General features: G+C 67.9%; 13 protein-coding genes. 8 read left to right on the top strand and 5 right to left on the bottom strand.

What is annotated here, in order from left to right; translation table 11 throughout:
* Nucleotides 1-80 precede the first annotated feature (80 nt).
* Both ACN6PJ_RS01810 and fabV read left to right on the top strand, forming a co-directional pair.
* Entirely contained in the window at nucleotides 81-1,040 is a 960-nt protein-coding gene (locus ACN6PJ_RS01810; protein WP_427994183.1) for a DMT family transporter, read from the top strand.
* A gap of 104 nt (nucleotides 1,041-1,144) precedes the next feature.
* On the top strand, nucleotides 1,145-2,335 hold the full coding sequence (fabV, locus tag ACN6PJ_RS01805; protein ID WP_427994182.1) for an enoyl-ACP reductase FabV: 1,191 nt from the start codon (nucleotides 1,145-1,147) through the stop codon (nucleotides 2,333-2,335).
* Between the two features lie 15 nt (nucleotides 2,336-2,350).
* On the opposite strand, the gene ACN6PJ_RS01800 is transcribed toward fabV, so the two are convergent.
* The 3 genes from ACN6PJ_RS01800 to ACN6PJ_RS01790 form a co-directional block, all read right to left on the bottom strand.
* Nucleotides 2,351-2,656 carry a hypothetical protein gene (locus ACN6PJ_RS01800; RefSeq protein WP_427994181.1) on the bottom strand — a complete coding sequence of 102 codons (306 nt, stop codon included), beginning with the start codon at nucleotides 2,654-2,656 and terminating at the stop codon, nucleotides 2,351-2,353.
* A 150-nt stretch (nucleotides 2,657-2,806) separates the two neighbouring features.
* The gene (serB, locus tag ACN6PJ_RS01795; protein ID WP_427994180.1) at nucleotides 2,807-3,514 is read right to left on the bottom strand and encodes a phosphoserine phosphatase SerB; all 708 of its coding nucleotides are present in this window, start codon (nucleotides 3,512-3,514) and stop codon (nucleotides 2,807-2,809) included.
* 15 nt (nucleotides 3,515-3,529) lie between these two features.
* On the bottom strand, nucleotides 3,530-4,438 hold the full coding sequence (locus ACN6PJ_RS01790) for a LysR substrate-binding domain-containing protein (RefSeq protein ID WP_427994179.1): 909 nt from the start codon (nucleotides 4,436-4,438) through the stop codon (nucleotides 3,530-3,532).
* Between the two features lie 243 nt (nucleotides 4,439-4,681).
* Between ACN6PJ_RS01790 and ACN6PJ_RS01785 the strand changes: the two genes are divergently transcribed.
* The 3 genes from ACN6PJ_RS01785 to ACN6PJ_RS01775 are packed head-to-tail and all read left to right on the top strand — an operon-like array spanning nucleotide 4,682 to nucleotide 8,424.
* The gene (locus ACN6PJ_RS01785) at nucleotides 4,682-5,758 is read left to right on the top strand and encodes an ABC transporter ATP-binding protein (RefSeq protein WP_427994178.1); all 1,077 of its coding nucleotides are present in this window, start codon (nucleotides 4,682-4,684) and stop codon (nucleotides 5,756-5,758) included.
* 13 nt (nucleotides 5,759-5,771) lie between these two features.
* Entirely contained in the window at nucleotides 5,772-7,418 is a 1,647-nt protein-coding gene (locus ACN6PJ_RS01780; RefSeq protein ID WP_427994177.1) for an ABC transporter permease, read from the top strand.
* Between the two features lie 22 nt (nucleotides 7,419-7,440).
* Complete coding sequence (locus ACN6PJ_RS01775; RefSeq protein ID WP_427994176.1) at nucleotides 7,441-8,424, top strand: ABC transporter substrate-binding protein; 984 nt, start codon at nucleotides 7,441-7,443, stop codon at nucleotides 8,422-8,424.
* Between the two features lie 72 nt (nucleotides 8,425-8,496).
* On the opposite strand, the gene ACN6PJ_RS01770 is transcribed toward ACN6PJ_RS01775, so the two are convergent.
* A complete protein-coding gene (locus ACN6PJ_RS01770) occupies nucleotides 8,497-9,174 on the bottom strand; it encodes an ABC transporter ATP-binding protein (RefSeq protein ID WP_427994175.1) in 678 nt (225 codons plus the stop codon).
* On the opposite strand from ACN6PJ_RS01770, the gene ACN6PJ_RS01765 reads away from it, so the two are divergent.
* Nucleotides 9,173-9,820 carry an arylesterase gene (locus ACN6PJ_RS01765; RefSeq protein ID WP_427994174.1) on the top strand — a complete coding sequence of 216 codons (648 nt, stop codon included), beginning with the start codon at nucleotides 9,173-9,175 and terminating at the stop codon, nucleotides 9,818-9,820. The two genes, ACN6PJ_RS01770 and ACN6PJ_RS01765, sit on opposite strands and share 2 nt — an antisense overlap.
* Before the next feature lie 11 nt (nucleotides 9,821-9,831).
* Here the strand turns inward: ACN6PJ_RS01765 and ACN6PJ_RS01760 are convergent, their stop codons facing one another.
* Nucleotides 9,832-11,793 (bottom strand): SurA N-terminal domain-containing protein, encoded by a 1,962-nt coding sequence (locus ACN6PJ_RS01760; protein WP_427994173.1) that lies wholly within the window; start codon nucleotides 11,791-11,793, stop codon nucleotides 9,832-9,834.
* Nucleotides 11,794-12,108: 315 nt separating this feature from the next.
* Here ACN6PJ_RS01760 and ACN6PJ_RS01755 point away from each other — a divergent pair, with 315 nt between their 5' ends.
* Both ACN6PJ_RS01755 and ugpQ read left to right on the top strand, forming a co-directional pair.
* Nucleotides 12,109-13,401: a M20/M25/M40 family metallo-hydrolase gene (locus ACN6PJ_RS01755; RefSeq protein WP_427994172.1), complete on the top strand. Its 1,293-nt coding sequence runs from the start codon at nucleotides 12,109-12,111 to the stop codon at nucleotides 13,399-13,401.
* Between the two features lie 44 nt (nucleotides 13,402-13,445).
* The gene (gene ugpQ, locus ACN6PJ_RS01750; protein ID WP_427994171.1) at nucleotides 13,446-14,195 is read left to right on the top strand and encodes a glycerophosphodiester phosphodiesterase; all 750 of its coding nucleotides are present in this window, start codon (nucleotides 13,446-13,448) and stop codon (nucleotides 14,193-14,195) included.
* The last annotated feature ends 8 nt before the right edge of the window (nucleotides 14,196-14,203 follow it).

Here is a 14,203-nt window from a genome sequence, read left to right as displayed (position 1 = left end):
GTTCCCCCGGCTCGATGAGCGTATCATGTCAGCCGCCTGCCGATCCCCGGGAACAGGGCCCCAAAATAAGGAGTTTTCCGATGACCCCGGCCGATAACGGTCGCACGCGCTCCGGCGCGCCCGCCGCACGCGGCCCGATGCTCGGGGTGCTGCTGCTGGTGCTGTCGATGTGGACCCTGTCCTGTCTGGACGCCAGCGGCAAGTGGGTCATGAACGAAGGCGTGCCGCTCCTGGTGCTCTCGTGGTTCCGCTATGCGGTGCACCTGGCGCTGGTGCTGGCGCTGGTGCTCCCCGCGCGCGGGCTGCGGATATTGCGCAGCAACAAGCCGCGCGAGCAGGTCATCCGCGGCGGCTCGATGTTCCTGGCCACGCTGATGTTCTTCACCACGCTGAGCTACATCCCGCAGGCCGAGGCCACCGCCATCAACTTCCTGGCGCCTCTGCTGGTGCTGTCCGCCGCGCCTTGGGTCCTCAAGGAACCGGCGCGCCTCTCGCGCTTCGTCGCCGCCGGCGTCGCCTTCATCGGCGTGGTCATCGTGATCCGTCCCGGCGGCGGCCTGCATCCCGTCGGCACGATCTTCGGCCTGATCACGGCCTGCTGCTTCGCCGTGCAGTTCATCGCCACGCGGCGCGTGGCCGGCGACGATCCCTTCACTTCGCTGATCTGGAGCGGCGCCGTGGGCACCGTCTTCCTGACGATCGCGCTGCCCTTCATCCTGCCGCCCGCCCTGCCCGTGCTGCGGGCGCTGGCGCCGCTGGACTGGATCGTGCTGATTTCCACCGGCATCACCGGCGGCCTCGGCCATCTGTTCCAGATCGCGGCCTACCGTCGGGCGCCCGCCTCCACGCTGGCGCCGTTCGTCTATCTGCAGATCATCAGCGCCACTTCCGTGGGCTGGCTGGTATGGGGCCATTTCCCGGACGCCCTGACCTGGCTCGGCATCGCGATCATCTGCGCCAGCGGCATATGCATCGGCGTGGTGGAATGGCGCCGCGGCCGCGCGCCCGCCGCTCCCCTGGCGGACGTCCGCGCCCGCTGAACCGCCACGGAGGGGCGCTCCCGGGCGCCTCCCGTACAATGCGGGTCGCCCTTGCGCTTTGCCGCGAGGGCTCCTCCCCCGGCATCCCCCGAATCGAGGCCCTCATGATCATCAAGCCCCGTGTGCGCGGCTTCATCTGCGTAACCACCCACCCCGTCGGCTGCGCCGCCAACGTCAAGAACCAGATCGACTACGTCGAGGCGCAAGGCCCGATAGCCGGAGGCCCCAAGCGCGTCCTGGTGCTGGGCGCATCGACAGGCTACGGGCTGGCGGCGCGCATCAGCGCGGCGTTCGCCTGTGGCGCGCAGACCCTGGGCGTGTTCTTCGAGCGCCCGCCCGAGGGCGGCAAGCCCGGCACCGCGGGCTGGTACAACACGGCCGCCTTCCACGAACAGGCGCAGGCCGCGGGGCGGTACGCCAAGAGCATCAATGGCGACGCCTTCTCCGACGAGATCAAGCGCAAGACCATCGAGGCGATCAAGCGCGACCTGGGCCAGGTCGACCAGGTGGTATACAGCCTGGCCGCGCCGCGGCGCACGCACCCGAAGACCGGGGAAGTCTTCAACTCGACGCTCAAGCCCATCGGCGGCGCGGTCAGCCTGCGCGGCCTGGACACCGACCGCGAAGTGGTGAGGGAATCCGTGCTGGAGCCCGCCACCCAGGCCGAGATCGACGCCACCGTCGCGGTCATGGGCGGCGAGGACTGGCAGATGTGGATCGATGCCTTGCTGGAGGCCGGCGTGCTGGCCGAAGGCGCCACGACGACGGCCTTCACCTACCTGGGCGAGAAGATCACCCACGACATCTATTGGAACGGCTCGATCGGCGCGGCCAAGAAAGACCTGGACCAGAAGGTGCTGGACATTCGCGCCAAGCTGGCCGCGCGCGGCGGAGACGCCCGCGTTTCCGTGTTGAAGGCGGTGGTCACGCAGGCCAGCTCGGCGATCCCGATGATGCCGCTCTACCTGTCGCTGCTCTTCAAGATCATGAAGGAGCAAGGCACGCACGAAGGCTGCATCGAACAGGTCTATGGCCTGTACCGCGACAGCATTTGCGGCGCGGCGCCGATCCTGGATCAGGAAGGCCGGCTGCGCGCGGACCGCAAGGAACTCGATCCCGAGGTGCAGGCCCGCGTGCAGGCCCTGTGGGGCCAGGTGTCGAGCGAGAACGTCTACCAGATGACGGACTTCGCCGGCTACAAGCGGGAGTTCCTGCGCCTGTTCGGGTTCGAGATCGACGGCGTGGACTACGACGCCGACGTCGATCCGGCGGTGGAGATCCGTGGGCTGCTCTGATGGGCGCCAGCCGCGTCAGCGGTATTCCAGCGTCACGACGAGGTGACGGCGCGGGCCGCCGTCCGGCCCCCGCGCCGACGAGGAGGCCCTCGTACTGACCTGGACGCGCGCTTCTGCGGGTATCGCCGGCTGACCGGCAATTTCCCGGCATCTTGCGCGCGGACTGCCGCTACGCGCAGTGTTGCCCTTCATCTCCGCCTTGCACTCCGCAGGCTGCACGATCGCGCCGGAGAAGCGGATCGAACCGCCGTGGGCACCGGCGGCGACGGGAACAAGTAGAGTGAGCACAGACAACGCACGCGTCAAAGCCTGAATAGTCATGACGACTCCTTGTCATAGGTCGAGTCCGGAAGGCGGACGCACCTTCCTCCCCTATGATTACGGCGTCGTCCCGACGAACTATATTTCGGGAAAACGATTACCCGGCGGCCCCGATAACGGGGGGCTGGCGGTCTCGGCCCCGGCGTCCGCTCAAAACAGTTCCAACAGGCGGTCCAGGCCGCCCTCGTCGATCGCCACATTGACTTCCTGGCGCACGGCCGGCTTGGCCCGGTAGCCCACCGACAGCCCCGCGGCGCGCATCATCGGCAGGTCGTTGGCGCCGTCGCCCACCGCGATGGCGCGCTCCGGCCCCGTCCCCAGCGACGCGCACACTTCCAGCAGCTTGCGGCGCTTCTCCTCGCCGTCGCAGATATCGCCCCACGGCTGGGGCAGCAGCCGGCCCGTCAGGCGGCCGTCGCGCACCTCCAGCACGTTGGCGCGCACGTCGTCCAGGCCCAGGCGCGCGCGCAGCCTGTCCGTGAAGCAGGTAAAGCCGCCCGTCACCAGCAGGCATCTCAGGCCGGCGGCCTTGCAGGCCGCGATCAGCGCCTCGGCGCCGGGGTTGATGCGCAGCCGCCGTTCGTAGACCTCGTCCAGCGCCGCCTCCGGCATGCCGGCCAGCAGGGCCACCCGCTCTCGCAGGCTCTGCTTGTAATCCACGATCTCGCCGCGCATGGCGGCCTCGGTCAGCGCCGCCACTTCGGCCTTCTTGCCCACCAGGTCCGCCATCTCGTCCAGCGTTTCGATCGAGATCAGGGTCGAGTCCATGTCGAACGCGATGAGCTTGTAGTCCGACAGCGCGAGCGGCGGCTCGATGCCGCGCCATTGCAGGCCGGGAATCGTCGTGGGCAGCAGCATGGTAAGTCCTCTTGTCTATCCAGGTTGGGACGGCTCGCGCCCTTGCGCGCAGAGCCAGTCGATGAACAATTGCGCCGAGGCCGCGGCCGGGCCTTCCGGCCGGTACAGCGCATGGATCCCGGCGTTGGGCAGCTGCGGCGCCGCGAACAGCGGGCGCAGCCGGTCGGCGCGGATGTCGTCGTCCAGCAGGCACCACGGGGCAAGCGCGATGCCCAGGTCGTTCATGGCGGCCTGCATGCACAGAAATTGATGGTCGAAGACCGGGCCGGGCAATTGCGCGGGCACGTCCACCTTCGCCAGCGCGAACCAGCGCGGCCAATGATCCATGCCACCGGCGGTCTTCAGCAGCGGATGCCCCAGGCAGTCCGCCGGCGCGGCCAGACGGTTGCGTTCGATGAAGCGCGGCGACGCCACCGGCACATGGAAATCGTCCAGGCAGTGCACGCAGGCCAGCTCGGAATGCGCCATGTAGCCATGGCGGATCAACACGTCGCTGCCGGCGTCGCCGCCGCGGTCCAGGAAGGGGCGCCCTTGCGTGGTCAACTGCACGTCGATGCCCGGGTGCCGCGCCTGAAAGGCCGACAGCCGCGGAATCAGCCATTTCATGGTGAGGGACGGAGTTGCGCAGACCCGCAGCACGCCGCCATACGCAGGCGATCTCAGCTTGGCGGTAGCCGCCGCGATGCGTTCCAGGCTTGCCTGCACCTCCGGGAAATACGCCTGGGCGCAAGGCAGCAGCGCCACGCCACGCGCCTCGCGCGCGAACAGGGGCTGCCCCACATACTCTTCGAGAATGCGGATCTGCTGGCTGACCGCGCTATGCGTAATGCTCAACTCGTCGGCCGCCGCCGTGAAACTGCGCAGGCGCGCCGCGGCTTCGAATACCCGCAAGGCCTTCAGCGGCGGCAGGCTGGGGCCCGCCATCTCAGTTGAAGCCGGGCCAGGCGCGCGCCTGGCGCCATGCTGCGCTGCTCTTTCCCACGTTTACCCTTGTCGTCTAGTTATTGTCGGCGCGCCGCTTGCCGCGCGCGCCATATCCAGCCGCATTCTAGGGGATAGGCATGCCGCCGACCTCTTAGAAAATCTAACGCCACGCCTTAAAAAACACTGCTGGTCGCCCGGCGGGCCGGTTCCTATGATGCCGACAATCTCAGGCAGGAACCCAACATGGCATCAATCACGGTAGACGGCATCGTCAAGACCTTCGGCGGGCAGCACGTGCTGCGCAACCTGTCCCTGCGCATCCCGGACGGCGCGTTCTATACGCTGCTGGGCCCCAGCGGCTGCGGCAAGACCACTTTGCTGCGCTGCATTGCCGGCTTCTACGCGCCCGACGCCGGCCGCCTGCTGTTCGACCAGGACGACGTGACCCACGTGTCCGCCCACCGCCGCGACATCGGCATGGTGTTCCAGGACTACGCGCTCTTTCCCGACAAGAGCGCCTTCGACAACGTGGCCTACGGCCTGCGCGCCCGGGGCGTAGCCCGGGCCGAGACCGCGCGGCGCGTCAACGAAGCGCTGGACAAGGTGGGATTACTGACGCTTGCCGACCGCTACCCCGCGCAGATGAGCGGCGGGCAGCGCCAGCGCGTCGCCCTGGCGCGCGCGCTGGTCATCCGGCCGCGCGTGCTGCTGATGGACGAACCGCTGTCCAACCTGGACGCCAAGATGCGCCTGCAGATGCGCGACGTGATCCTCGATCTGGTGCGCGAGGCCGGCATCACCACCGTATTCGTGACTCACGACCAGGAAGAAGCGCTGGCCATGTCCGACCGCATCGCGATCATGGACCACGGCGACATCGCCCAGCTGGGCACCCCGGAAGAACTTTACGGCACGCCGGTGAATGCCTATGTGGCGGACTTCATCGGCTCGGCCAACGTGATCCCGGTCCCGGCCAGGAACGGCCAGGCGGGCGCGCCCGCCGGCCATGTCCGCTATGAACTCTGCGGCCTGGGTTTCGACGGCGTGCAGGGCAGCGCGCAACTGGCGGAAAACGGCATGCTGATCGCGCGGCCGGAAGAGCTCGCGCTGATGGCTCCCACGCCCTACGTGCCCAACACCCTGCCGGGCAAGGTGCTGCGGCGGCAGTACCTGGGCTTCAAGACGGCCTACCGGATCGCGCTGGCGAACGGCTCCGAGATCCGTGTCGAGCTGCACGCCGGCAACATGGTGGCGCAATTCCAGCCGGGCGAAGCCGTGCAGGTCCTGATCCCGGCCGACAGCCGCGTCGTCAACGCCTGAGGACGCGCACGCCATGAAAATCCAATGGTGGCCCTGGGGCGTCCTCACCGCGATCAGCCTGGCCTTGCTGCTGTTCTTCGTGCTCTATCCGCTGGGCGTGCTCTTTGGCAACAGCATCACCGGGCAGGACGGCGGCTTCTCGCTGGAGGGGTTCCGCGCCCTGCTGGCCGACTCGCAGTACGTGGAGGCCTTCGGCAACACCCTGATTCTGGGCCTGGCCGTCACGACGTGCACGGTGCTGGTGGGCGTGCCCTTCGCCTACATGGTGGCGCGCTACGACTTTCCGCTGAAGAACCTGGTGGCCATCCTGCCGGTGCTGACCATCGTGATTCCCGAGATCATCGTGGGCCAGTCCTGGCTGCTGATCCTCGGCAACAACGGCATCCTGACCAATCTGTTGGGCGACGCGGGCATTTCGCTGCCGTCCTTCTACGGCTGGACGGGCATGGTGTTCTCCATGACGCTCGTCTACTACACCTATATCTACCTGGGCGTGCTGGCCGCGCTGCGCGGCTTCGACGGCCAGCTCGAGGAAGCGGGCCTGAGCCTGGGCACGCCGCCTTTCCTGACCAGGCTGCGGGTGCTGGTGCCGGTGCTGCTGCCCGCGGTGCTCGTCAATGCGCTGGTCGTGTTCACCCTGGTGGTGGGCAACTTCGCGCTGGCGATGTTGCTGGGCAGCCGCGTGCCCCTGCTGTCGGTGATGACCTACAACACCTTCGTCAGCGAAATGGGCGGTAGCCCCACGCTGCAAAGCGCCATGTCCGTGGTGTCCATCGCCATCGTCGCCATCGTGCTGTTCTTCCAGAAGCGCGTGGTCGAACGCAAGGTCTACACGATGACACAGGGCCGCGCGCCCGCCGCCACGCGCGTGCGCTCCTGGACCGCCCTGCTCTACACCAGCGGCGTGGGCCTGGTGATCTTCATCTCCCTGCTGCCGCTCATCGTCGTCTTCATCGCGGCCTTCACCAAGACCAGCGGGCCGGTCATGCAATGGGGGCAATGGTCAATCGCCAGCATGCAGCGCGCGCTGCACGGGGCGCCGGAGCCCATCCTGAACTCGCTGAAGTTCGCCTCCCTGGCCACCGTGCTGGGCGTGGCCTTCGCGGTCCTGGCCAGCTACCTGACGATCAAGAAACGCAGCGCGTCCACGCAGGTCCTGGACTACATCGTGGTGCTGCCGCTCACCATCTCCGGCACGGTGCTGGGCATCGCCCTGGTGCAGACCTTCAATACCGGCTGGCTCGTGCTGGCCGGCACCTCCGGCATCATGGTGCTGTGCTACACGGTGCGGCGCCTGCCCTTCGCGGTGCGCAACGCCTCGTCGGTGCTGTTCAACATCCCCGAGTCGATCGAGGAAGCCTCGATCAGCCTGGGCGTCTCCCCGCTCATGACCTTCTTCAAGGTGGTCCTGCCCGCCATGAAGGCGTCGATCATCTCGGCCGCCATCCTGATGTGGCTGACGACGATATCGGAACTGTCCGCCTCCATCGTCGCCTACAGCGGCGGCCTGGAGACGATGCCCATCGCGATTTTCCGCCAGGTGGACGGCGGCAGGCTGGGCATGGCGTCGGCCTACGGCGCCGCCCTGGTCACGGTGATCGTGCTGCCCATCATCGTGTCGGTCAAGGCGTTCCGCATCAAGCTGTTCTCCGGCAAATAACCCACTCGCACAGAGGCTCACCATGCAACTCAAGCACATTCTTCAGTACAGTGTCCTGGCCGCGGCCCTGGCCACGGGCGCGGCCCATGCCCAGAACGTGGTGCTCTACTCGTCCAACAACACCGAGACGATCGAAACCGCGCTGGAAGCCGTGAAGCAGCACGCGCCCAAGCTGAACGTCCAGCCCGTCACGGGCGGCACGGGCACGATGATGAAGCGCATCGAGGCCGAATCGCAGAACCCGCGCGGCGACCTGTTCTGGAGCGGCGGCTTCGGCACGCTGGGCGCATACCGCCAGCATCTCCAGCCCTATCGCCCGGCCGACCTGGACAAGATCCCGGCCGAGTTCCGCGGCCCGGACGATCTCTGGGTGGGCACGAACGTGCACGTCATGGTGATGATGGTCAATGAACGGCAGCTCAAGGGCCTGCCGGCCCCGGCCACCTGGTCGGACCTGATGCAGCCGCAATGGAAGAACAAGTTCGCCATTACCGATCCGTCCAAGAGCGGCACCGCCTACATGCTGGTGTATGGCCTGTACAAGCAGTTCGGCCAGGAAGGCCTGGACAAGATCGCGGCCAACGCCGTGGTCACGGCGTCCTCGGGCACCACTTACAAGGGCGTGGCCGCGGGCGAGTACGCCGTGGGCATGACGCTGGAATACGCCGCGCAGGAATACGTGGCCGGCGGCCAGAAGGAGATCAAGCTGGTCTACCCGACCGAGGGCAGCTACCTGGCGCCCGAAGGCATGTTCATCATCAAGGGCGCGAAGAACATGGATGCCGCCAAGGCCCTGTACGACGGCCTGTTGAGCAAGGAATCGCAGGAGTCCCAGCTGGTGAAGAACTTCCGCCGCCCGACGCGCACGGACGTCGCCGTGGCCAGCCTGACCACCCTGCCCGACCTGAAGACCATCAAGATCTTCCCCGTCAGCCAGGAAGCCGCGGCCACCGAGTATGAAGCGGTGGTGGCGGCCTGGAACCAGGCCGTCGCGAAATCCAAATAAAAGAAGCTCCCCGGCGGCGGGGCCGGCCATTCTTGCGCAGGCCGTTCGAACAGGCGATCCGTTGGAATGGCTTCAGGCGCCGTCGACCATCCTGCCCGCGGCCAGCACCAGTTGGCGCCCGCAACGGGCGGCCAGCTGGGGATCGTGGGTCACCAGCACCAGCGTGGTGCCGTGCTCGCGATGCAGGTCGAACATCAGGTCTATCACCCTCACGCCCGTGGCGGCGTCGAGGCTGCCCGTGGGCTCATCGGCGAATAGCAGGTCCGGCTGCACCACGAAGGCGCGGGCAAGCGACACGCGCTGCTGTTCCCCGCCAGACAGGGTGCGCGGGTAATGATGCAGCCGCGCCCCCAGCCCCACCCGCTCCAGCATGGCCTGCGCGGCGCCGCGCGCGGGCTGCCCGGCCAGCTCCAGCGGCAGCATCACGTTCTCCAGCGCGGTCAGGTTGGGCAGCAGCTGGAACGACTGGAACACGAACCCCACATGATTGGCGCGCAGGCGCGCGCGGCCGTCCTCGTCCAGGGCGAACAGGTCCTGGCCGGCCAGGCGCACGCTGCCGGTGCTGGGAACATCCAGCCCCGCCAGCAGTCCCAGCAAGGTGGACTTGCCCGAACCGGAGCTGCCGGTGATGGCCACCGCGCTGCCGGCCTCGACCGTAAAATCTATTCCTTCCAGGATAGACAGCGTCCCGCCGGCGTCGGCCACCCGCTTGCCCAGCCCTTTCACCTCGATCGAATTCTTGCTATCCATGCGCCTATTATCCCGTCTGCTTCTTGTTCCCGCGCTGGCGATCGCCATCGTGGCTCCCGCCCACGCTCAGACCGCCGCGGCGGCCCAGGGTTCCGCGCCGCGCACCGTGCTGGTCCTGGGCGACAGCCTGTCGGCCGAATACGGCATCAAGCGCGGCACCGGCTGGGTGCCGCTGCTGTCCGCCCGGGTATCGGAACAATACCCCAAGTACCAGGTCGTCAACGCCAGCATCAGCGGCGACACGACCAGCGGCGGCGTTGCCCGCCTGCCTGCGCTGCTGCGCCAGCACGCGCCCGCCGTGGTGGTGCTGGAACTGGGCTCGAACGACGCCTTGCGCGGCCTGCCGCTGTCCATGACCGAACAGAACCTGCGCACCATGGCGCAGGCCGCCCGCAAGGCCGACGCGCAGGTCCTGATCGTCGGCATGCAGATTCCGCCCAATTACGGACGGGACTATACGCAGCGCTTCGCCCAGGTGTTCCCCACTGTCGCCAAAGACGAAAACGCCCGGCTCGTGCCCTTCCTGATGGAAGGTATCGCAACGAACCGGGCGATGTTCCAGGCCGACGGCATCCATCCGAACGAGGATGCCCAGCCGCTCTTGCTGGACAACGTGTGGCCGACCCTGCGGCCCCTGTTGAACTGACTTCCGCCTGATCAGCCGGCAGCCGGCTGATCGCCGCGGATGACCTCGGCAGCGGCGGGCAGCACCTGCACCTTGTACTCTTCGCGCAGCATGCGGATCATGGCTTCGTTTTCGGCCTGGCCCCATGCGCCCGACAGCTGCTGCGCCAGGCGCTCCTTGTCGGCCGGATCGACCTTGCCGGCCTCGACCTTCTCCAGGCGCACCAGCGTGTAATCGGAGCCCGACTGCACGCCCGTGTATGCGGGCAGCGTGCTTGCGGGCAGGCGCATGACGGCATCCAGCACCGGGCGCGGCAGATTCTTGGGATCCTGGCGCGCGACGGTCACGGGTTCCGAGAAACCTTCCGGCGTGCCAGCCGGATTGGCCTTGTCGGCCGCCAGGGCCGCTTCGCCGGCCTTCCGGGCGGCTTCGGCCGAACGCTCGTCCAGCAGCCTGGCGCGGATCGAATCGGTCACCTTGTCCAGCGCGGGCACGTGAGCGGGCTCGACGGCGGCGACGCGCACGGCCAGCATCGTGTCGGGCGACAGCTCGATCACGCCGGAGTTCTGCTTCTCGCGCAGGACGTCGGACGAAAACAGCACCTGGCGCACGCGTGGGTTGTCCAACAGCGCCGCGTCGGGGCTGTCGGCGGCGGAGCCCGGGCCGGCCTTGTCGGCGGGCAGCAGGCCTTCGCGGGTCACGCCGGAGGCGGTGCGCAGCTTCAGGCCGACGGCGTCGGCGGCGGGCTGCAGGCTGTCGCGCTTGTCGTAGACCTGCTTGTTCAGCTGGCTGGCCATTTCCGAGAAACGCACGGCGGCCAACTGCTTGCGGACTTCGGCGGTGATCTGGTCCTTGACCTCGGCCAGGGGCTTGACGGCGGCGGGCTGGATCTCGGTGACCTTCACGATGTGCAGGCCGGACGGGCTTTCGATCACGCCGGACACCTGGTCCTTGGACTGGGCGAAGATGGCCTTCTCGAGCGGACCGGACAGCATGCCGGGAGCAAGCCAGCCCAGGTCGCCGCCGTTGGCGGCCGAGCCCGCGTCCTGCGAATGCTTGCGCGCCAGTTCGGCGAACTGCGCCGGATCGGCGGCAGCCTGCCTGGCGAGGTCCTCGGCCTTGGCGCGCGCGGCCTTGCGGGCGTCTTCCGAGGCGCCCGGCGCCAGCTCGATCATGATGTGGCTGGCGCGGCGGCGCTCGGGCTGGCCAAAGCGGTTCTTGTTCTGCTCGTAGTACGAGGCCAGGTCTTCGTCCTTGACCTGCACGCCCTGCGTGGCGGCGGCTTCGTCCAGCACCAGGTACTGCACCTGGACCTGCTCGGGGATCTGCAGTTGCTGCTTGTTCGCGTCGTACCAGGACTGGATGTCGGCCGGCGTGACGCTGACCTGCGAGCGGTAGTCCGCGGCGGCGAAGCGGCGCAGCTGCACCGTGCGCTGCTGCGTCAGCGCCGTTTCCAGCGCAGCCACGACTTCACCGGGCGCGCGGGCGGACTGTCCGATGGGCTCCAGCACGCGGGCGACCGCCAGGTCGCGGCGCAGGCCGGCCTCGAACGAGGTGGGCGACATGCCCTGCGCGGCCAGCACCTGGCGGTAGCGCTCGGGCGAGAAACGGCCATTGTCCTGGACTTCCGGAATGGCGGCGATGGTGTTGCGCAGCGTTTCGTCGGACACCGAGAAGCGGTTGTCGATGGCGACGTTGGCCAGAAGACGCTGGTTGATCAGCTGGTTCAGCAAGCCTTCGCGCAGCGCCGGCGTGTCGATGACGGCCGGATCGAACTGGCTGCCCAGCCTCTGGCGCAGCTGTTCGAGCTGGTTGCGGTGCGCCTGGTCAAATTCGGCGCGCGAAACCGGCTGCCCGGCGACCGTTGCCAGCTCCGGCTCCGCTCGCATGAAGCTCTCATAGCCTTGAATCCCGACCAGAAAGAAGGAAGGCACGATCAGAAGCAGCAGGATGAGCTGCATCCAGCGCCGATGGCTGCGAATAAATTCGAACATGGAATCCCTGTTGCCGCGCCCCAGGGGTATCCACCCGGGGCCGCACGAAAACGCATAAAAAAAGGCGAACCCGATTCGCCCCTATTCCCATACCGGTCATTACCGGGTCAGCGGGCGGATTTTAGCATTTCTCATTCGTCCGGGAGCCCGCAAGACGCCCGGGGCCCGGCGGGCCCGGACCCGCACGGAATCGAGGCGCCGTCAACCCGGGGAATCACCATTTCCGAGGCCCTGCGCGCCCCGTATCGTCGCTATCAGGGTTTGCCCCAGTCCGAGCCCCACGGGCTCCTCCCCCCCACACAGAGGCCACCGCCGATGCCGCTCCCATTCTCCCGCCTGCACGTCCTGCGCACCTGTATCGCCATTGCCTTCCTGGGCGGGGCCCAAGCCGCGCCGGCGGCGCCGGTCGCCGCCGTCCACGAGGCGGCCCAGGCGCAGCGGCAGGGCATGCTGGACACCATGCGCGACCTGGTCGGCATCGAATCCGGCAGCAAGGACGTCGACGGCGTGGAACGGATCGCCGAATTGATCCGCGACCGCTTCAAGGCGCTGGGAGGCACGGTCGAGATCATTCCGGCCACCGACGTTTTCAGGCTGGACGATACGCCCGAGAAGGTCGGCCCCATGGTCCATGCCGAATTCAAGGGCGCGGGCGACAAGAAGATCATGCTGATCGCCCACATGGACACCGTCTATCGCAACGGCATGCTGAAGGACCAGCCCTTCCGCATCGATGGCGACCGGGCCTACGGCCTCGGCATCGCCGACGACAAGCACGGCGTGGCGATGATCCTCCATACGATCGCCCTGCTGCAGAAGCTGGGTTTCAAGGACTACGGCACCCTCACGGTGCTGATCAACGGCGACGAGGAAATCAGTTCGCCCGGCGCGCGCAGCACCATCACCCGCCTGGGCTCCGATCAGGACGCCGTTTTCTCGTTCGAAGGCGGCGGGGCCGAGGCCCGCCTGACGCTCGCCACCAGCGGCATCGGCGCGGCATATCTCACGGTGCAGGGCAAGACCTCCCACGCGGGCGCCCGCCCCGAAGGCGGCGTGAACGCGCTCTACGAGCTGGCCCACCAGCTGCTGCAGCTGGACAAGCTGTCCAAGCCGGAAGCCGGGCTGAAGCTGAACTGGACCGTGGCCCAGGCCGGCACCAACCGCAACGTCATTCCGGGCCTGGCCACCGCCCAGGCCGACGCCCGCGCGCTGCGCGTGTCCGACTTCGACGCGCTGTCGCGCAGCCTGGAGGAAGGCATCAGGAACAAGCTGCTGCCCGAATCCAAGGTCAGCATGAAGTTCGAAGTCCGCCGCCCGCCGCTGGAGGCCACGACCGCTTCCCGGGCGCTGGCGCAGCATGGCGTGCAGATCTACCAGGAGCTCGACCTGCCGCTGAAAGTGGTGGACCGAGCCAGCGGCGGCGGCACCGACGCCGCCTTCGCCGCCCTGAAGGCGCGCGGCCCCGTGATCGAAGGCATGGGGCTGAGCGGCTTCGGCGCCCACTCGAACGACGCCGAATACGTCCGGATCGACAGCATCGTGCCGCGCCTGTACCTGGCGGCGCGCATGATCATGGATGTGTCGCAGGGCAAGGCCCCCATGAAGTAGGAGTATCCTTGCAACCCTGTCCAAAGAACTGATCGCAACACCCCATGAGCGCAACACTCCCCTCCTGGCCCTATTCCCGCTACATCGCCCATCGCGGCGGCGGCCGGCTGGCCCCGGAGAACACGCTGGCCGCCATGCGCGTCGGCGCCGAGCACGGTTTCACGATGTTCGAATACGACGTCAAGCTGAGCAGCGACAAGGTGCTGGTGCTGATGCACGACGACAATGTGGACCGCACCTCCAACGGCACCGGCCCGGCCGCCGCCAAGACCTACTCGGAACTGGCCCAGCTGGACTTCGGCAGCTGGCACTCGGCCGCCTACGCCGGCGAGCCGCTGCCCACCTTCGCGGCCGTCGCCCGCTATACGGTCGCCAACGGCATCGCCAGCAACGTCGAGATCAAGCCCTGCCCGGGGCGCGAGGCCGAGACCGGCCGCGCCACGGCGCGGGCGGCACGCCAGTTGTGGCAGGGCGCGAATACGCCGCCGCTCCTGTCTTCGTTCGCCGAGGAAGCGCTCGCCGCCGCGCGCGAAGCCGCCCCCGAGCTGCCCCGCGCCCTGCTGGTCGAGAAAGTCCCCGCCGACTGGCGCGAGCGGCTGGCCAAGTACGAGTGCGTGGCCCTGAACATCAACCAGAAGGACGCGACCCGCGAACTGATCGACGCCGTGCATGCCGCCGGCTACCGGATCGCGGCCTGGACCGTCAACGACCCGGAACGCGCGCGCCTGCTGCTCGACTGGGGCATCGACGGCATTTTCACCGACGAGCTGGCCGCCATCCGGCCGGCCGCCTGAGGCAGAGC

The sequence above is a fragment of the Achromobacter sp. genome (assembly GCF_050285585.1).
In the GTDB taxonomy this organism is placed as follows: domain Bacteria; phylum Pseudomonadota; class Gammaproteobacteria; order Burkholderiales; family Burkholderiaceae_B; genus Achromobacter.
Note: the sequence above shows the minus strand (reverse complement) of the source record. Positions and strands in the feature narration are given on the sequence as shown.

Bases quoted from the DNA above. Each gene is read 5' to 3' on its own strand.
- ACN6PJ_RS01810 (WP_427994183.1), top strand. From the start codon at position 81: ATGACCCCGGCCGATAACGGTCGCACGCGCTCCGGCGCGCCCGCCGCA.
- fabV (WP_427994182.1), top strand. From the start codon at position 1,145: ATGATCATCAAGCCCCGTGTGCGCGGCTTCATCTGCGTAACCACCCAC.
- ACN6PJ_RS01775 (WP_427994176.1), top strand. From the start codon at position 7,441: ATGCAACTCAAGCACATTCTTCAGTACAGTGTCCTGGCCGCGGCCCTG.
- ACN6PJ_RS01780 (WP_427994177.1), top strand. From the start codon at position 5,772: ATGAAAATCCAATGGTGGCCCTGGGGCGTCCTCACCGCGATCAGCCTG.
- serB (WP_427994180.1), bottom strand. From the start codon at position 3,514: ATGCTGCTGCCCACGACGATTCCCGGCCTGCAATGGCGCGGCATCGAG.
- ACN6PJ_RS01755 (WP_427994172.1), top strand. From the start codon at position 12,109: ATGCCGCTCCCATTCTCCCGCCTGCACGTCCTGCGCACCTGTATCGCC.
- ugpQ (WP_427994171.1), top strand. From the start codon at position 13,446: ATGAGCGCAACACTCCCCTCCTGGCCCTATTCCCGCTACATCGCCCAT.
- ACN6PJ_RS01770 (WP_427994175.1), bottom strand. From the start codon at position 9,174: ATGGATAGCAAGAATTCGATCGAGGTGAAAGGGCTGGGCAAGCGGGTG.
- ACN6PJ_RS01765 (WP_427994174.1), top strand. From the start codon at position 9,173: ATGCGCCTATTATCCCGTCTGCTTCTTGTTCCCGCGCTGGCGATCGCC.
- ACN6PJ_RS01760 (WP_427994173.1), bottom strand. From the start codon at position 11,793: ATGTTCGAATTTATTCGCAGCCATCGGCGCTGGATGCAGCTCATCCTG.
- ACN6PJ_RS01790 (WP_427994179.1), bottom strand. From the start codon at position 4,438: ATGGCGGGCCCCAGCCTGCCGCCGCTGAAGGCCTTGCGGGTATTCGAA.
- ACN6PJ_RS01785 (WP_427994178.1), top strand. From the start codon at position 4,682: ATGGCATCAATCACGGTAGACGGCATCGTCAAGACCTTCGGCGGGCAG.
- ACN6PJ_RS01800 (WP_427994181.1), bottom strand. From the start codon at position 2,656: ATGACTATTCAGGCTTTGACGCGTGCGTTGTCTGTGCTCACTCTACTT.